We start from the raw sequence: 17,238 nt of genomic DNA, 5'->3' as shown, positions 1-17,238 counted from the left end.
TTTCTTATATTTTCTTCAAAACAATTTGTTCATTTAACATTTCGTACATTTTCTTGTAGAAGTCATGCAATCCGGGATAATCTTCCTTCAGGAAGGTTGATCTTTTAAACGAGATCACAAACCTTGCTGCAACAACACCGTCCTCCTGTGCCAGAACTCTTTTAAAGTTAATGCTGCCATCAGGTAAACTCATCGTAGTGTTTGCGGGCATAGCGTCAATTTTGTAGCCTGCCGGCATTTTGAAAGATGCGTTTACTACATAATTATTGCAAAAACCGAAGTCGATATTGGTATGCCGGTTTTCGTTAATAAAAGGATTTGTATGCATTAGCGAAAACAGGTTCGCATTAAAATAAATGTAGTTTTCATCAGCGCCCGGCAAATCGATATTAAAATCAATACTTTGCGCTAAAGGAAGGGAGTCAATCGCCATATTTTCCATTTTTAATGCCGACACTTTCAGGTTGTTGTCATTCCCGGTTAAATATTCAAGATATTTTTTTTCACCATCCCGGGTATACCGTTCTGCATCGCTAATCCGGTTGTAACCGTAACTATTTATGTGCGCGGTGCCCGACATTTTGCCGCCCGGTTTAATTTCGGCGGTTAACGAAATGGTTTTTCTAACCGGGGCGTTGTCCATGATGTTAATGAGTTCAAATTTGTCCTCGTCCCTGTCAAAGTAAAACCCGGTTCCGTTCAATAGGTCTTCAGGCGTTTGGTTATACACGTTGTATTTCCCGGTTGCATCCAATATATAAAAGTCGTTATCGAACGGGGCATAAACAACCGTTTTGTTAAATTGGTCAGCATTGGTATATGTACGATTTACCTTTCCATACCTTTTTGTGCTCACCAACATGGGGTAAACTGTAACTCCCGATTTTTTTAGCAGGCGATAAAGTATCAGGTTAATTTCAGTGGAGTTCCCGGTCTTTTTATCCCACGCGGCCGAAGTTCCGTCATTTACGACGCTTTCATTGAAGCCGTCCCATTTCATGGTATTTTTAACTTCATTAAAAATGTAGGCTATTTTTTCATTATTGTCTGCCAGTTTTTTAGCTTTCGCTATAATTAAAGATTCACCTTTTAAACTCTTACCAAATTGCCCTCCAAACCCGTCGTATTCATCTATCTCTAATCCTACTTTTTTCCAGGTATCATTGGCATGCGCATAAACGCTTTCAGTTTTTAAAGCAGTTAGCTGAAACAATATTTTATCCGCGTTATCCTTTATCGAAGTCATATACGGCTCATCGGTAAGAGATGGCTCATAGGCCATCGCCCTTTTGCTGGGGCTACTTACCATGAATGGATGGTGAACCTGTACGAGTGAGCTATAGGTAAGTTCTTCCGGGAAGGTTGTATTTATCTCGCTGTACCGGGTAGGGATGTCGTTTTGAAAATACCAATTCGGGACGTCTGATATGCGGGAAATTCGCGAATACTTAAACTCTATAACCGATCCGGGTTTTACATTTGGGAAAGAAAAAGAGATCTCCATGCGGTATTTATCGACCATTCGTCGATAAATTAGGCTGTTATCGACCTTTGTAAATTCGATATTGCCGTTATTAAGGTTAATTGTTTCCGCTTGTATTTCGCCAATGTTTTCCACGTCACCCGTGGCATAATATTGCAGGTGTATATTTGCCTCGTTTTTTCCCTTATCATTGAAAATTTTAATGCGGGTATGCCTGTCAAAACTCAAATGTGTGCCAATATAAACTCCCAGGGACCCTTTATCAAACAAAATTTCCGCATTTGCATCCGGCTCAAAATCACAGGATGTAGCCTCCAGGTCAACCTTGTCAATTTTTCCAAACGGCATTACAGGGTCAACGGTAGGCGGTTCGGTTTGTGCCCCCGCTGAAAGGCTGATAAAGCAGGTTAGGCACATTAAATAAAACTTGTTCATAAAGTCAAATTTTAAGCATTTATATAGGTTTTCTGCAGCGATATTAGCCTTTCTTTAACACTATCTGTTCACTCAGTAACTCGTGCATTTTTTTAAAAAAGGCAAAAAAATCGGCATAGTTTTCCTTGGAGTATTCGGCCACATTATAGTTAATTGTATAGCGCACCACCAATGATCCATCCTGTTCGGCCACAATCCGCTTAATTCCGAAGCTCTTGTCGGGCATTACCATACTGATATTTTGGGGCAAAACATCTGCCTTGTAGCCTGCAGGCATTTTGTAGATCCCGTTGATGGAGTAGATGCGGCTATATTCAAAGTCAACATCTGTAGTGCGGTTTTCACTTAAGAACGGGTTTTTTCCAAGCGGTGTAAACAGGTTAGGATTCAGGTAAATGTAAGTATCGTCCGAGCCGGCCAGGTCAAGGTTGAAATTGATCGTTTGCATCAACGGCTCAGCATCGGCATCGATGTTGTCCATTTTTATGCCGCTTATCTTCAGATTGTTATCGTCGTTGCGTAAAAAGTCGATGTATTTTTTCTCACCATCTGTTTTATAGCGCTTCACGGCAGCTATTTTATTATAACTGCTGCTGCTAACCTGTGCATTACCCTCCAGCTTACCGTTAGGCTTAATCTCTGCGTTTATAAAAACCGATTCACGGGCCGGAACTTGCTTTGTAAGCATAATGATATCATATTTATTGTTTGCCTTATCAACCCAAAGCCCTGATGAATTAAGCAATTCCGAAGGGGTCTCATTGTACAGGTTATATTTGCCGGTGGCGTCAAGCACATACCTGGTTGCTGTGTCAACAAGCGCATATACTACACCTCTGTTAAACTGCGCTAATGACGTATAAAAGGGCTGCACTTTGCCGTGCTCACGGGTGCTCACTACCATCGGGTAAACTTCGACTCCGGATTGTTTTAGCAAATGGTATAGTATCAGGTTTATTTCGGTTGAGTTACCGGTTTTGTTTTCCCAGGCTCTGTATGTGCCTTGATCCGTATGCCAGTTATCTTCCCCGTTCCATTTCATGGCATTTCTTACTTCATTAAAAATGTAGGCTATCTTCTCGTCGGCAGTTTTCATCGCCTTGGCCTTAGCTATGATAGTCTCCTCTCCGTTTATTTTTCTTTTAAGTTGTCCGCCAAAATCCTCGTTGTCAATAAGGTGCCCGCCTACCTTCGCCCAGGTGTCCGAGTATGATTTTGCAAAGCCGCCAACCGGTTTTATTGAAACCAACTGAAACCGAATACCCTGCACATTGTCGCGGTACGATGACATGTAAGGTTCATCGGGCAGCGAATGAATATTCGCCATTCCGCGCGTTTCATTTTCAAGGCTGTACGGGTATGCCTGCCCACCATCCATAAAACTCCGGCCGTCACCTGATGTGGTGTGCTTTACCAACGGCGACCATATACGGGTGTTAGCCCTAAAATAAAAAATATCCGGAATTGCCGTAGAAAATTCGCTGTAACGCACCGGGATCTTTTCCTGGAAATCCCAATCGGGCATATCATAAAATGCCGTTGAATTTAAATCGTATTTATACTCAATAATACTGCCTGCCTTTACATTAGGAAGGGTAAAGGAAATTTCGCTATAATATTTATCAATTATTTTAGTGTAAACCAGCTTTTTGTCGAGCTTCGTTACTTCGGGCTTTCCATCAACCAAATTAACCGTTTCGGCCTGGATGCCGGTCACGTACTCCAGATGGTCGCCGCTGTAATAGCGAATATGCACATCGGCTACACTTTTCCCATTGTCATTAAAGATCTTAACCCGTTCATGAAACTCTTCGGTAATAGTCCCAAGATCCGCCCCAAAGTATACGTTTCCCTTTTCAAAAAGTACTTCGGCATTAGCGTCCTTTTCAAACTCGCAGGCTTTAAGTTCCAGGTCGGCAGTGTTAATTTTTCCGTAAGCTTGTGTAACTGTAACGTCTGCGGCTACAGGGCTTTGAGCGTTAACAGATAAGGATATGGCACATAGCGCCAATAAGGGTAAAAGTTTATTCATTGCGATAACGATTGGTTATTTTATATAATAATACGATTGTTTTTTTGAATTTTATATTTTTTTTAATACAATTTGTTCAATTAGCATTTCATACATTTTTTTATAAAAATCGCGGACCTCGGGATATTGGTCGGCTGCAAATTCCGCACGTTTAAAATCAATATAATAATGTATGGAGATGGTGTTTCCGTCAGTTACAACCATGCGTTTAAACTCAATGCTTGTATCCGGCATTATCATTGACACACCATGCGGCAACGATTCAATTTTGTACCCGGGAGGGGTTTTATAGATACTCCGGATTGACCATGCATTCAAATTTCCAAAATCTATTGTCGATTGCCTGGTCTCGCTTAAAAATGGATTAGTGTTTAGCGATGTAAGCAGTGTTGGGTTTACATAAATATAGTTTTCATCCGAGCTGGTAAGGTCCAATTTAAAATCTACGCTTTCATTTAGCTGCAGGGTGTCGTTCTGGATATTTTCGCGCTTGTAAGCAAGGATCTTTAGGTTGTTATCGTTATTCCTGAGTTCATCCTTATATTTAGCCTCGCCTAACTCTTCGTATTGCTGCAGATTATGTGTTTTATTGTTGCCGGAGGTAAGAATATTAGCTGAGCCTTCCAACTTTCCATCAGGTTTTATAAGGGCATTCACCGCAATTATTTTCCTGAGCGGCACACTGTCCTTCATCACATTAAAGGCATATTCCTTTTTACCAGGATTGAGCATGAGTGAGTAGCAATTCAGCACATCAAACGGAATGGTATTGTAGCTGTTAAATTTATTGCTGGCATCAAGCACATATGTTTTTTTTGCCGCGGTAGTTACTGTTAACACCATGGTGTTAAATCCTTCCATGCCCGGTAAACCAGGTTCCAGCTTGCCGTGCGTACGGGTGCATACATAGGTAGGGGAGCAATTAATACCCGCCATCCGCAGAAAATTATAAAGTATTAAATTTACCTGGCCGCTGCTTCCCTGCTTTTTCTCCCACGCCTTTTTCAGCCCTTCGTCCGCGCCCGGGGAGTTGTCGCCATTCCATTTAATATTGTTTTTTATTTTATTAAAGATGAACCTTATTTTTTCCTCGTCGCCGTTTAACCTGGCAACCTCGGGCAGCATCTTATACTCGTCCTTCAAGTCAACGGCCAACTCATCTTTAAACCAGTCGCTGTCCATCCTCCGGTTGGCAACAAACCCCCATGAGAACGGCATATATATTATTCGATTAGGTATTACAACGGGGTAAAACCGAAGCCATTGAATATTGTCTTCGGCACATGTTGCAAAAGGCTCATCTTTAAACGAGGGGACGTTTTTTACAGCCCACACATAATGGGTACCTATCGAGTCCTTTTTATGCCTGATCGCTTCCTGTGTTAGCTTTACATAGGGTTCTCTTATCCTTGTAAAAATTTTATATCTAAACCCGACTGGTATATTCGCGTCAAGCTCACTGTAGCGTACCGGCAAGTCGCCCTGTAAATCCCAGGGAGGTATCAGGCCCGCGTAGTCTATCTTAATTTGATAGGAATACTCAATTACAGACCCCACCTTAACGCCCGGGAAGCTTAATGTAATCGTTTTTAAAAATTTATTGGTTACCTGGTTGTAGATGAGCGTTTTATCAACAGGAGTTATTTTAGCCGTGTCATTAAGCAAGTTCATCGTTTCTGCTTCAACGTCGCTTATTTTTTCAAACCCACTTTTGCTGATATACGAAATTGTAAGATTGGCATTGCTCAAGCCCTTTTCGCTCAGAATTTTTATCCTTTTATGCCTTGTTACAAGGGTTACATAGTCTTTGTCGGTTACTTCGGTTTTATCGAACAAAACCATAGCACTTGCTCCCTTTTCAAAATCGCAGGCAGTTAGCTTTAAATCGGCAACGTCGATCTGTCCATAAGGTTGGGTTTGCCCTTTTGAAATTATCATTGCACAAAGCAGCGATAAAAGCACAAGTAATCTTTTCAACTCGTTAATTTTTGGTAATCAAACTGATTATTATGTATGGTTATGTTTTCTTTAATACAATTTGCTCATTGAGCATTTCAAACATCTTTTTATAAAAATCGCGGATAACGGGGTACTCATCTGCGGTGAAAATTGATCTGTTAAAATCAATGGTGTAGCGTATAGTTATAACGCCCTCCTCTGCGGCAACAATTCTTTTAAAGCTGATGCTCTTATCGGGCATAGCCATTGAAACTCCTTGCGGTACCGATTCTGTTTTATAACCGTCTGGCGTCTTGTAAAAACTCTTGATAGAATAGCTATTAACGTTTCCAAAATCAATTACAGCCTGCCTGTTCTCGCTTAAAAAAGGATTGCTGTTAAAGGGGGTTAATACTGTTGGATTTACATAAATGTAGTTTTCATCAGAGCTGGTTAAATCCAGCTGAAAGTCTATCGCTTCATTAAGAGGCAGGGAATCGGCTTCCATATTTTCGCGTTTTAGCGAAATGATCGTCAGGTTATTATCTTTATTCCGAAGCTCTTCTTTATACTTTGTCTCTCCCAAATTAGTATATTGCTGTAAATTATCAGCTTTATCATTGCCTGTACTAAGCACATGCACAGTACCTTCTAATTTTCCCGCAGCTTTAATTTGGGCGTTTATTAAAACAACCTTTTTTAACGGCTGCGGATCTTCTATAATTTTAATTTCATAACTTTTTACTGCCGGGTCAAAAACCAATGCATAACAGTTGAGAAGGTTAAATGGGATGTGGTTATATGTGTTGAATTTGTTGCTGGCATCAAGGATATAGGTATTTTTAGCCCTGGTGGTTACGGTTAATACCTGCGTATTAAAGTTGTCCATCCCGGGCAAATCGCTTTCCAGTTTGCCATTACCGCGCGTTGTTACATATGTAGGGTTACATTTGATGCCCGCCATCCGCAAAAAATTATAAAGTACCAGGTTAATTTCGGCGCTGTTGCCCCACTTTTTTCCCCAGGCAGTTTTTACACCATTCTCAGTATCATTATCGTATTTACCATTCCATTTAACTATGTTTTTTATCTTGTTAAACAGAAACGCTATTTTCTCTTCATCGGTGAACAACAGTTTTGCACGGGTAAGAAGTGTATCATCATCGCTTAAGTTTTTTTTCAGTTGTTCCTCGGTATCAGGGTCATTCATCCAAATCCCCGTAACCCTTGGCCAGGTTTCAGCACGTTTTGTCATGTTATCAAACGGGGTTTTAAAAAGGAAAAAACGAATGTTTTGGATATTATCTTCCCGGCAAGTGGTGTACGGCTCATCTTTAAACGACGGCACATTTTTTACCGCCCATAAATAATGCGTACCTGTGGAGTCTTCATTGCCGCCCCTTGTACGTTCCTTAATGTTTTTTTCAAGCGTGCTGAATATTCTTGGAAAGATTTTGAAAGTAAACCCCCTGGAGATCCGGGTATCCAATTCGCAGTATCGTACAGGAATATCACCCTGGAAATCCCAATCAGAAATTGCCCCAGGAAAATCAATAGTAACTTTATAAGAATATTCAATAACAGATCCGGATTGGGCCGCCGGGAAGCTCACCTTTATGGTTTTCCAGTTTTTGTCTGCAGCCTGTCGATATATAAGTGAATTATCTATCGGGGTAAATTGAAGTGAGTTATTATTAAGATTAATTGTTTGTGCCTGGAAATCACTTATGGTTTCAAGATGATCTTTACTGTAATATCCAATTGTTAGGTTAGCGGCATCAAGCCCCTTATCATTTAAGATCTTGATTCTTTTATGGCGGGTAATAATGGTTAGATCATTTTCGGTGCTAACAGTTTTTTTATCAAACAAAACCATGGCACTCGCACCCTTTTCAAAATCGCAGGCAGTAAGCTTCAAATCGGCAACGTCGATCTGTCCATAAGGTTGGGTTTGCCCTTTTAAAACTACCGCAGCACAAAGCAGCGATAAGAGCACAAATAGTCTTTTCAATCAATAAGGGTTTGACGTAACGAATATAATTATTTATTTAATTCATATTTATTTTTTTTATCGGCTTAATAATTAAACCTTTAAGCAAACTACAAGTCATAAACACTCAAATACCCCACTCATATGGATAATTTAAGGCAAATAAAACATCTGCATGCCCGCGCAGGCTTTGGGTTAAGCTTTGAAGACGAAAAAGCTGCGGGAAAACACTCCATAAAAAAGGCCATAGCTGCCATATTTAAAGCCTCTGAAAACGAGGAACCCATTAACAGCGTGCAGGTCAACACGGATTATGCCATGCTTGCCAAGGGCGATAAGGATGCCAAAAAGCAGCTTATGCAAATGCAGCGGGAAGAGGAAAAGGCCCTTAACGTTGCCTGGATAAATCGCATGAGCACAACCGATGCTGTATTACGGGAGAAAATGACGCTGTTTTGGCACAATCATTTTGCCTGCCGCAGTAAGGATTCCTTTTCGGCGCAACAACTGAACAATATTCAGCGCACAAATGCCCTCGGCAATTTTCGCGAACTGCTGCTGGAGGTTTCAAAATCACCGGCGATGCTGCAATTTTTAAATAACCAACAAAACAAAAAGGGACATCCCAATGAAAATTTCGCCCGCGAGCTGATGGAGCTGTTTACCATTGGCCGCGGCAATTATACCGAGCAGGATGTTAAGGAATCGGCACGGGCATTTACCGGCTGGGGCTTTAACAAAGATGGTGAATTTATTTTCCGACAGCCGCAGCACGACGATGGCGAAAAAACATTCCTGGGCAAAACGGGTAACTTAACCGGCGAGGATATTATTAACCGTTTACTTGAGCAAAGGCAAACTGCGGTATTCATCAGCACCAAGCTGTATAAATATCTGGTAAATGAAATTCCTGATCCCGCCCATGTAAACGCCATGGCCGATGTATTTTATAATGGCAATTACGAAATAAAGCCCTTGCTTGAATTTGTTTTTACAGCCCCATGGTTTTACCAGGAGCAGAATACGGGCAATTTGGTTAAATCGCCGGTGGAGTTTTTGGTGGGCATGAACCGGCAGTTTTTTATCACCTATCAAAAACCGGAAGTACTGCTTCAATTTCAAAAAGTGCTTGGGCAGGTTCTGTTCTATCCGCCAAATGTTGCGGGTTGGCCGGGTGGCAGAAACTGGATCGACAGTTCATCATTGATGTTCCGGCTAAAAATTCCATCAACCGTACTAAACGGTGGCTTGATTGATTTTAAGGGCAAGGCTGACCCTGAAGAGGAAGCTTATATTGCCGCTAACCGCAATCAACAAGTGACCGTAAATTCAAAAGTACAGGCACAGCCCGATTGGGACAGGTTGTTTAAGGCGATCCCTGCAGGCACAACCAATCAGCAGGTAGCCGCTTTTTTGCTGCAAACCAATTTAAGTAAAACATTAACCGGCGAGCTCAGCAACGCACCGGATATTAAAACAGCAATCATACAAACAGTTTCAACACCAGAATATCAATTGACTTAGGTGTGAATTGGCGAATTTGTGAATTAGTGATTTTCTCACCTGCGGCACTTCACTAATTCATTCCCTCACTAAATCACTAATTGTTTCTACTATGAAAAGAAGAGATTTTTTACGGAACACGGCATTGGCTTCGGGGGCGTTGATGATCCCGGCGTTTTTAAAGCCATTTGAGGCAATGGCGATGGATGGCATCACAGGCTACAAAAACCTCGTAGTTATCCAGCTATCGGGCGGCAACGACGGTCTGAATACTGTTGTTCCATACGGCAACGATATTTACTACCAGAAACGGAATACCATTGCCATAAATAAACCCGACGTTATTACACTGAATGAGATGCAGGGATTAAATCCAGCGTTATCGTCACTAAAGGAAATTTACGACCAGGGCTGGATGAGCATCATCAATTCTGTTGGGTATCCAAATCCCGACAGGTCGCACTTCCGGTCGATGGATATCTGGCAAACAGGCAGCGAGTCGAACCAGTTTTTGACCACTGGCTGGATAGGCCGTTACCTGGATGCTAATTGCGCCACCTGCAAAAATCCTTATACTGCTATTGAGGTAGATGATAGTTTGTCGCTTGCTATGAAAGGTGCGAAGATGAAGGGCATTGCCGTTGAAGATCCTTATAAGCTTTATCAAACAACCCGCGAACCATTTTTTAAGGAGTTGGTTCATGATCATACCGATGCAAATTTAAACGAGGATAATCTTGGCTATCTTTATAAAACCATGGCCGAAACTTATTCATCGGCAAGTTATATCCAGCAAACCTCCAAAACTTACCAGGTAACCGGCGAGTACCCGGCTACCCCAATGGGTAACCAATTGAAAACGGTTTCAAAATTCATCAATTCCGGTTTGCAAACACGGGTTTATTATGTGTCATTAAGTGGATTCGATACCCATGTTAACCAGCAAAATCAGCAGGAACGGGTATTAAAAATCTATGGCGACGCGGTCACTGCATTTATTAAAGATTTGAAGAAAACAGGTAAGCTTGACGATACCCTGGTGATGACTTTTTCGGAGTTTGGCCGCCGGGTTGAGCAAAACGCCAGCAATGGCACCGATCATGGTACCGCCAATAACGTAATGATCTTTGGCGGAAAGCTTAAAAAGGCCGGCTTTTATAACGATGCGCCAGACCTTGCACAATTGGATAATGGAGACCTTAAATATGCCGTAGATTTCCGGGATGTATATGCTACTCTGCTTGACAAATGGCTGGATGTAAATAACAGCCAGGTATTGGGCCAAAGCTTCAAGGGCCTGGATTTTGTATAAATAGTGTTAACTTAACTTTAGTTCGACATACAGGTTGATGGCATAGCGCCTAAAATCCGCTTAATTAACAACTGCCTAAATCTTAGCAAAAACAAACATTCTGATAATCAGCATGTTTCATAGCGTTCCGGGTGTTCCACATGTAAAAATGGAACGCTTCGCCAGCGTGGGTACATAAATTAAGATTCCGCCTCAAACAAAAAAGACGCGAAGTATCGCGTCTCTAAAAATTTTGTTGGCTCCCCTTTAGGGGTCGGGGGCATTATTTCGGCATTCTACGCATCATGTTTGCCATGGCTGCTGGATTGCTCATTTGCTTCATCACCTTACGCATATCCTCAAATTGCTTTATCAGGCGGTTTACTTCGGTTAGGTTGGTGCCCGATCCCAGCGCTATGCGGTTACGGCGGCTTTGATTAATACTATCAGGATTGCCTTTTTCATAAGGCGTCATTGACTGGATGATGGCCTCGATAGCTTTGAATGCATTGTCATCAACCTCCACATCCTTCATCATTTTGCCAACACCGGGAATCATGCCCATCAAATCCTTCATGTTACCCATTTTCTTGATCTGCTGGATCTGGCTAAAAAAGTCGTTAAAGTCGAACTTGTTTTTGCGAATTTTCTTTTGCAGCTCGGCAGCTTCCTTTTCGTCGAACTGCTGTTGTGCACGCTCAACAAGGGAGATCACGTCGCCCATGCCCAGGATCCTGGATGCCATACGATCCGGGTGGAAAACGTCAAGCGCTTCCATCTTTTCGCCGGTACCTATGAATTTTATCGGCTTGTTAACAACTGATTTAATTGAAAGTGCTGCACCACCACGGGTATCGCCATCCAGCTTGGTTAACACAACGCCGGTAAAGTCCAGCCTCTCGTTAAATACCTTGGCGGTATTCACGGCGTCCTGACCGGTCATGGAGTCAACCACGAATAAAATTTCGTGTGGTTTAACAGCGGCCTTTACGTTCTCGATCTCCACCATCATGGCCTCATCAATCGACAAACGGCCGGCGGTATCTATGATCACAACATTATTACCGTTTTGCTTTGCTAACGCAATACCTTCGCGGGCAATAGCTATCGGATCCTTTGATTCCAGGTTGGCGTAAACCGGCACATCAATCTGCTTGCCTAAAACCTGCAATTGCTCAATAGCCGCCGGGCGATAAACATCGTCTGCAACCAGCAATACTTTCTTGTTTTTGCTGGTTTTAAGGTAATTGGCCAGCTTACCGGTAAAAGTAGTTTTACCCGCACCGTTTAAGCCCGCAATTAATATAATTGTTGGATTGGTTGTTAAATTTAAATCAGCTGTACTGCCGCCCATCAACTCGGTAAGCTCATCGTTCATGATCTTGGTGAGCAACTGGCCCGGGGAGATCGAGGTCAGCACGTTTTGACCAAGGGCCTTTGTCCTTACTTCATCAGTAAAGGCCTTGGCCGTTTTATAGTTTACGTCAGCATCCAAAAGGGCCTTGCGGATCTCCTTCATGGTTTCAGCCACGTTTATTTCGGTTATAGTTCCCTGTCCCTTTAATACCTTAAAAGCCCTGTCGAGCTTGTCCGAAAGATTTTCAAACATCGTACTTATCTAATTTTGAGGATGCAAAGTTAAACTAAGATTTTTAAGATAGAAAGATTTTAGGATAACACTGCTAATTATATTGATACGATGGCATACTTATACCCACCATCAAAGCAGCGCCAACTTAAAACTGCCAACTGATTACTATTTTACGCTCCTATTTATAACATTATTAACTATATTATAATAAATTTGCGCCTTAACTGTTTAAGCTGGTAGCAAGGCGTATTTTGCTTTGTTATAAGCTTTTCGCTCAAATATCTGCTGCTTATGTTAAAAACCGGCCCCGGGTTATTTCTGTTATTGTTATTTGGCTGTATGTTATCTGCCAATGCACAAAATGCCGACTCATTAAAAGTTGATACCAACCAGTTAAACAAATACCGCATTGAACCCGGAAAAAACGCATTGCCACTCCGTTTTGTGCCGCTGCAGATTCACCGCGAACAGATCCCGGTTACCATGCTCGATTATAAGATCAGCTACTGGCATAAGACTGTTCTGTTTGGGTTAAACTTTAGCCAGAGCGCCTTTAGTAATAACTATAGCGCCGGCGGAATCAGCTCCATCGCACTGGGCTCCAACTTTGATTTTAAGGTTGAGTACAACAAAAGGCCACTCGATTTTACATCAGAACTTAACCTGATCTACGGCATCTCAAAAAACAAAGGCCAGGGGTCGCGTAAAACTAACGACCGCATCTTTTTTGATAATAAGTTAGCTTCGCAAATTTCAAAACACTGGTCCTTCTTTGGGGCGTTAACGTTCGAGTCGCAGTTTGATAAGGGATATAATTATACAACTGATTCCGTTGGACGTAATGTTTCACAGCTCATTTCAAATATCATGTCGCCGGGGTACTTAACCGAGTCAATTGGTTTCGAATATAAGCCCACCAAGTATTTTGATCTTCGCCTTGGTACAGGAACAGCGCGACAGACATTTGTTTTAGATACAACCATTTATCACTACCAGCCTACCAACTACGGTGTGCCAATCGGTAAAACCATATTGAACGAACTGGCTTTCCAGGCTGTGGCTACTTTGGATAAGGACCTATCAAAAACCACACACCTTAACGTGCGCTATGCGTTGTTTATACCTTACCAACAAGCACTGGCCTATACCAGCCACCGCGTTGACCTGTTGCTTACCTCTAAAGTTAGCCGCCTTATAGCCTTTACACTTAACGGCACAATGCTTTACGACAAAAACACCTCATCGCAAGTGCAGGGAACCGAGGGCATAGCTTTGGGAGTTATCTATCATTTCCCGTAAAGCAATAGCCCTTCAGCTTTGATAAAAAAAAGGGTTGTAAAGTTTAACCTCTACAACCCTTAAAATCTTTATAACGCTACAACTCTATATTAAGCAACCATCATCTGGTTAACCAGCATACTCATATCGGCGCGGTTACCGCTCAATTTTGATATGAAGTTGCTTAAGCCAAAGTCGATATTTTTAGCGTCTTTTGACTCCTTTACCAATTCCTCCATAACAGGTGTTATTAAGGTGTTGGCTGCCTGCATAGCAGAAGCGGGCTCAATACCGTAAAAATTGTTCAGCTTGTTAGCAAATTTATTAATGATGCTCGATACTAATGCGTTGTTGTAAATGCCTGAAAATTGAAAGAATTTTATTAAATCCTTTATCTTACCCGTCTCCAGTTGGTTTTTTAACACCTCGATAATGGAACTTGAAGCTTCATTGATTACTGCCTCATGGTATTTTGCAGGAATCGCAGGATTGTCTATAACAGCCGTCCCAGCGTTATTTTTGACAAGCATAAACAGTTTTTCGAACATGGTCAGTTAGTGTATTTAAGTAGATTAATAAATTGATAAAAATTTTCAGTTATTTTATCATTGACACAAATATATTAAATATTTATTTTGAAATTCAAAACAAGATGTAAAAATTGTTATAAATATGACAATTCACTTATTGTAAAACAAACACTAAGTATACCGTGTTGTATTAACACTATCAGTTCAGGCTTTCCGGTTAAAATAACACCATGATGTCATACTTTCCGGATTTAATTTCGCACTAAGTTTTAACTTATTACTTTTGTTTAAAATCCTTTCAATTATGTTGCCAAACACCGATTTTACCACCACCCAGTCATACAAATATTTGACTGACCATTACATTGATATCGTATCAAAAAGCCTTAAGGAATTATTTGAAGCTGATGATCAGCGGTTTGATAAATTCTCACTCCGTTTCGAGGAAATCCTGCTTGATTATTCTAAAAACCGCATTGACGAGCAAACTGTAGCTTTGTTGCTGCAACTGGCACGTGAGTGTTCACTAAATAAGGCAATCGATGCCATGTTTAGCGGCGAGGTTATTAACGTTACCGAAGGCCGCCCGGTGCTGCATATCGCCTTGCGTAACCGCAGCAATACGCCAATTTTGGTTGAAGGTAAAGACGTAATGCCTGATGTTAACCGCGTGCTTGACCACATGAAGGAATTTAGCGAAGCTATCATTTCCGGATCATGGAAGGGCTTTACAGGCAAGCCTATAACCGATGTTGTAAATATTGGTATCGGCGGATCGGACCTTGGTCCGGTGATGGTTACCGAAGCACTAAAAGCTTATAAGAACCACCTTAACATGCACTTTGTGTCCAATGTGGATGGTACACATATAGTTGAAACATTAAAAGGACTGGATCCGGAAACCACGTTGTTCCTGATCGCATCAAAAACATTTACTACCCAGGAAACCATGGGTAATGCCCATAGCGCCCGCGACTGGTTTATTGCAGGAGGCGGAAAGGACGCGGATGTGGCTAAACACTTCGCGGCATTATCAACCAACAGTGAGGGTGTTGCCAAATTTGGCATCGATACAAAAAACATGTTCGAGTTTTGGGATTGGGTAGGGGGCCGTTATTCATTATGGAGCGCGATTGGTTTATCTATCGCCCTAAGCATCGGTTATGAAAACTTTACCGAGCTTTTGGCCGGTGCACATGCTATGGATAACCACTTCAAATCAACCGAGCTGGAGCAAAATCTGCCAGTGGCATTGGCATTAGTCGGCATTTGGTACAACAACTTCTTCGAGGCTGAAACCAATGCGATTTTACCTTACGACCAATACATGCACCGCTTCGCCGCTTATTTCCAGCAAGGTGATATGGAAAGCAATGGCAAACACGTGGACCGTAACGGCAAACCTGTTGATTACCCTACCGGGCCAATCATCTGGGGCGAACCTGGCACCAATGGCCAACACGCATTTTACCAGTTAATTCACCAGGGCACCAAGTTGATCCCTGCCGACTTTATAGCGCCAGCCATATCACACAACCCTCTTGGCGAACATCATAACATGTTGCTTTCAAACTTCTTCGCACAAACCGAAGCTTTAATGAACGGCAAAACCCGCGAAGTTGTGGTTGATGAATTGAAGAAGGCCGGTAAAACTGAAGAGGAAATTGAAAAGATAGCACCGTTTAAGGAATTTGAAGGCAATCGCCCTACCAACTCTATCCTGCTTAAAAAGATCACTCCGCACAGCCTGGGTTCATTAATTGCCATGTATGAGCACAAAATCTTTGTACAGGGCATTATCTGGAACATTTACAGCTTCGACCAATGGGGTGTTGAGCTGGGCAAACAACTGGCCGGGAAGATCCTGCCGGAGCTTAAGGATAACGCCGAAGTGAATACACATGATTCATCAACCAATGGATTGATCAATCAGTATAAGGCTTGGAGATAGCCCCCTGGCCCCCTAAAGGGGGAACGTTAAGGGATATTTATAAAAAATGCCGGGCGCTTGTCCCGGCATTTTTATTTAACTCCTATTTCTTCACAAAACTTACCTGGTACAAGTGCGGCCATTTCTTGCCGGTGATGAAGATCCTTTTGGTGGCAGCATCATAAGCAATCCCGTTCAACACATCAGCGTTAGGCGCACGCTTGTCTTCTGGATACAGGCTGGTCAGATCTATCTTTTGCAATACTGCACCGGTTTTGGGATCAATTACTATGATGTTATTGGTTTTATAAACGTTGGCATACAGCTTTCCGTCTATGTATTCCAGCTCGTTTACTTCGTTTACAGCGCCTTTGTCATCGTACACATCTATGTAGCCGATCTGTCGGTAATTATTTTTATCCAGGAAGTAAATACGATTGGTTTTATCATCCATGTACAGCTTCTTGCCGTCAAAGCACATACCCCAGCCTTCAATTCCGACATTATTTGTAAAGGTGCTTAACAGTTTAAAGGTTTTTTTATCATATACGTATCCTATCTTTTCAAGGTAGGTAAGCTGGATGATCTTATCGTCTACAATCGAGATTCCCTCACCAAAAACTTTAGGATCATTCATTACCTTTTGCACCGGTTTCCCGGTGTTAAGGTCAACTTTGCGTAAGCTCGACTGCCCGGTAACTTCCTGCCCCAGGGGCGGGGTTAAATAGCCGCCGCCGCTTTCGTACAAAAAGCCATCCTCATAAAGTAGGCCCTCTGTGTAGCATGAGGTGTCGTGCGGGAAAACCTTGTCAACCTTATAAGTATATTCAACGGGTGCTTTTGCCGGCAGCAGTACAATGTTAGTAGAAACATCCTGGTTTTTGCCCGCCGTATAAACCTTCGCCGTAATCACCCTTGGGCCCAAAGGCAGCGTATCGGTTTTTAGAGCAAATACGGTTGTGTCTTTTTTTGAACCGACTTTTACAGAATCAAGCAGGTAAACAATTGAATCGGGCTTTGAACCGGCAGCATGCGCCTGGACGTTAACCACATCGCCTGTTTTATAGCTTGAGCCGGCTTCCGGGCTTATCGTTATGCCATTATCCTGCGACTTTGGGGTACAACCAAAAGCAAATAAGCAGGCTGTAGCTATTGTTATTTTAAACTTGAATTTCATTTTATTGTATTTGGCTACTGCCAGAATTCCGATTGAACGTTTTTTGTTTTTAAATATTTC

The 17,238-nt window shown here is 42.0% G+C and carries 11 protein-coding genes; 4 read left to right on the top strand and 7 right to left on the bottom strand.

The window, feature by feature from the left end; all coding sequences use genetic code 11:
* Nucleotides 1–4: 4 nt before the first annotated feature.
* Genes KXD93_RS07825 through KXD93_RS07810 form a run of 4 tightly spaced genes read right to left on the bottom strand, consistent with a single transcriptional unit; the run spans nucleotide 5 to nucleotide 7,899 of the window.
* A complete protein-coding gene (locus tag KXD93_RS07825; RefSeq protein WP_258136428.1) occupies nucleotides 5–1,918 on the bottom strand; it encodes a DUF3858 domain-containing protein in 1,914 nt (637 codons plus the stop codon).
* A gap of 43 nt (nucleotides 1,919–1,961) precedes the next feature.
* Nucleotides 1,962–3,950 (bottom strand): DUF3858 domain-containing protein, encoded by a 1,989-nt coding sequence (locus KXD93_RS07820; protein WP_258136427.1) that lies wholly within the window; start codon nucleotides 3,948–3,950, stop codon nucleotides 1,962–1,964.
* A gap of 51 nt (nucleotides 3,951–4,001) precedes the next feature.
* Entirely contained in the window at nucleotides 4,002–5,927 is a 1,926-nt protein-coding gene (locus KXD93_RS07815; protein ID WP_258136426.1) for a DUF3857 domain-containing protein, read from the bottom strand.
* Nucleotides 5,928–5,967: 40 nt separating this feature from the next.
* Nucleotides 5,968–7,899, bottom strand: a complete 1,932-nt coding sequence (locus KXD93_RS07810; protein WP_258136425.1) for a DUF3858 domain-containing protein — start codon at nucleotides 7,897–7,899, stop codon at nucleotides 5,968–5,970.
* Between the two features lie 123 nt (nucleotides 7,900–8,022).
* On the opposite strand from KXD93_RS07810, the gene KXD93_RS07805 reads away from it, so the two are divergent.
* Nucleotides 8,023–9,402 (top strand): DUF1800 domain-containing protein, encoded by a 1,380-nt coding sequence (locus KXD93_RS07805; RefSeq protein WP_258136424.1) that lies wholly within the window; start codon nucleotides 8,023–8,025, stop codon nucleotides 9,400–9,402.
* A 91-nt stretch (nucleotides 9,403–9,493) separates the two neighbouring features.
* On the top strand, nucleotides 9,494–10,693 hold the full coding sequence (locus tag KXD93_RS07800; RefSeq protein WP_258136423.1) for a DUF1501 domain-containing protein: 1,200 nt from the start codon (nucleotides 9,494–9,496) through the stop codon (nucleotides 10,691–10,693).
* Between the two features lie 262 nt (nucleotides 10,694–10,955).
* Here KXD93_RS07800 and ffh read toward each other — a convergent pair whose 3' ends face one another.
* Nucleotides 10,956–12,281: a signal recognition particle protein gene (ffh, locus tag KXD93_RS07795; RefSeq protein WP_258136422.1), complete on the bottom strand. Its 1,326-nt coding sequence runs from the start codon at nucleotides 12,279–12,281 to the stop codon at nucleotides 10,956–10,958.
* Between the two features lie 273 nt (nucleotides 12,282–12,554).
* Here ffh and KXD93_RS07790 point away from each other — a divergent pair, with 273 nt between their 5' ends.
* The gene (locus tag KXD93_RS07790; RefSeq protein WP_258136421.1) at nucleotides 12,555–13,562 is read left to right on the top strand and encodes a DUF3078 domain-containing protein; all 1,008 of its coding nucleotides are present in this window, start codon (nucleotides 12,555–12,557) and stop codon (nucleotides 13,560–13,562) included.
* Between the two features lie 89 nt (nucleotides 13,563–13,651).
* Here KXD93_RS07790 and KXD93_RS07785 read toward each other — a convergent pair whose 3' ends face one another.
* The gene (locus KXD93_RS07785) at nucleotides 13,652–14,089 is read right to left on the bottom strand and encodes a hypothetical protein (protein ID WP_258136420.1); all 438 of its coding nucleotides are present in this window, start codon (nucleotides 14,087–14,089) and stop codon (nucleotides 13,652–13,654) included.
* A gap of 286 nt (nucleotides 14,090–14,375) precedes the next feature.
* On the opposite strand from KXD93_RS07785, the gene pgi reads away from it, so the two are divergent.
* Complete coding sequence (gene pgi / locus KXD93_RS07780) at nucleotides 14,376–16,022, top strand: glucose-6-phosphate isomerase (RefSeq protein ID WP_258136419.1); 1,647 nt, start codon at nucleotides 14,376–14,378, stop codon at nucleotides 16,020–16,022.
* Between the two features lie 82 nt (nucleotides 16,023–16,104).
* Here the strand turns inward: pgi and KXD93_RS07775 are convergent, their stop codons facing one another.
* Entirely contained in the window at nucleotides 16,105–17,178 is a 1,074-nt protein-coding gene (locus KXD93_RS07775; protein ID WP_258136418.1) for a glutaminyl-peptide cyclotransferase, read from the bottom strand.
* Nucleotides 17,179–17,238 lie beyond the last annotated feature (60 nt).

Origin of the sequence: Mucilaginibacter phenanthrenivorans (assembly GCF_024721155.1) — a bacterium.
Lineage (GTDB): Bacteria > Bacteroidota > Bacteroidia > Sphingobacteriales > Sphingobacteriaceae > Mucilaginibacter > Mucilaginibacter phenanthrenivorans.
This window is presented reverse-complemented; position numbering and strand designations above follow the sequence as displayed.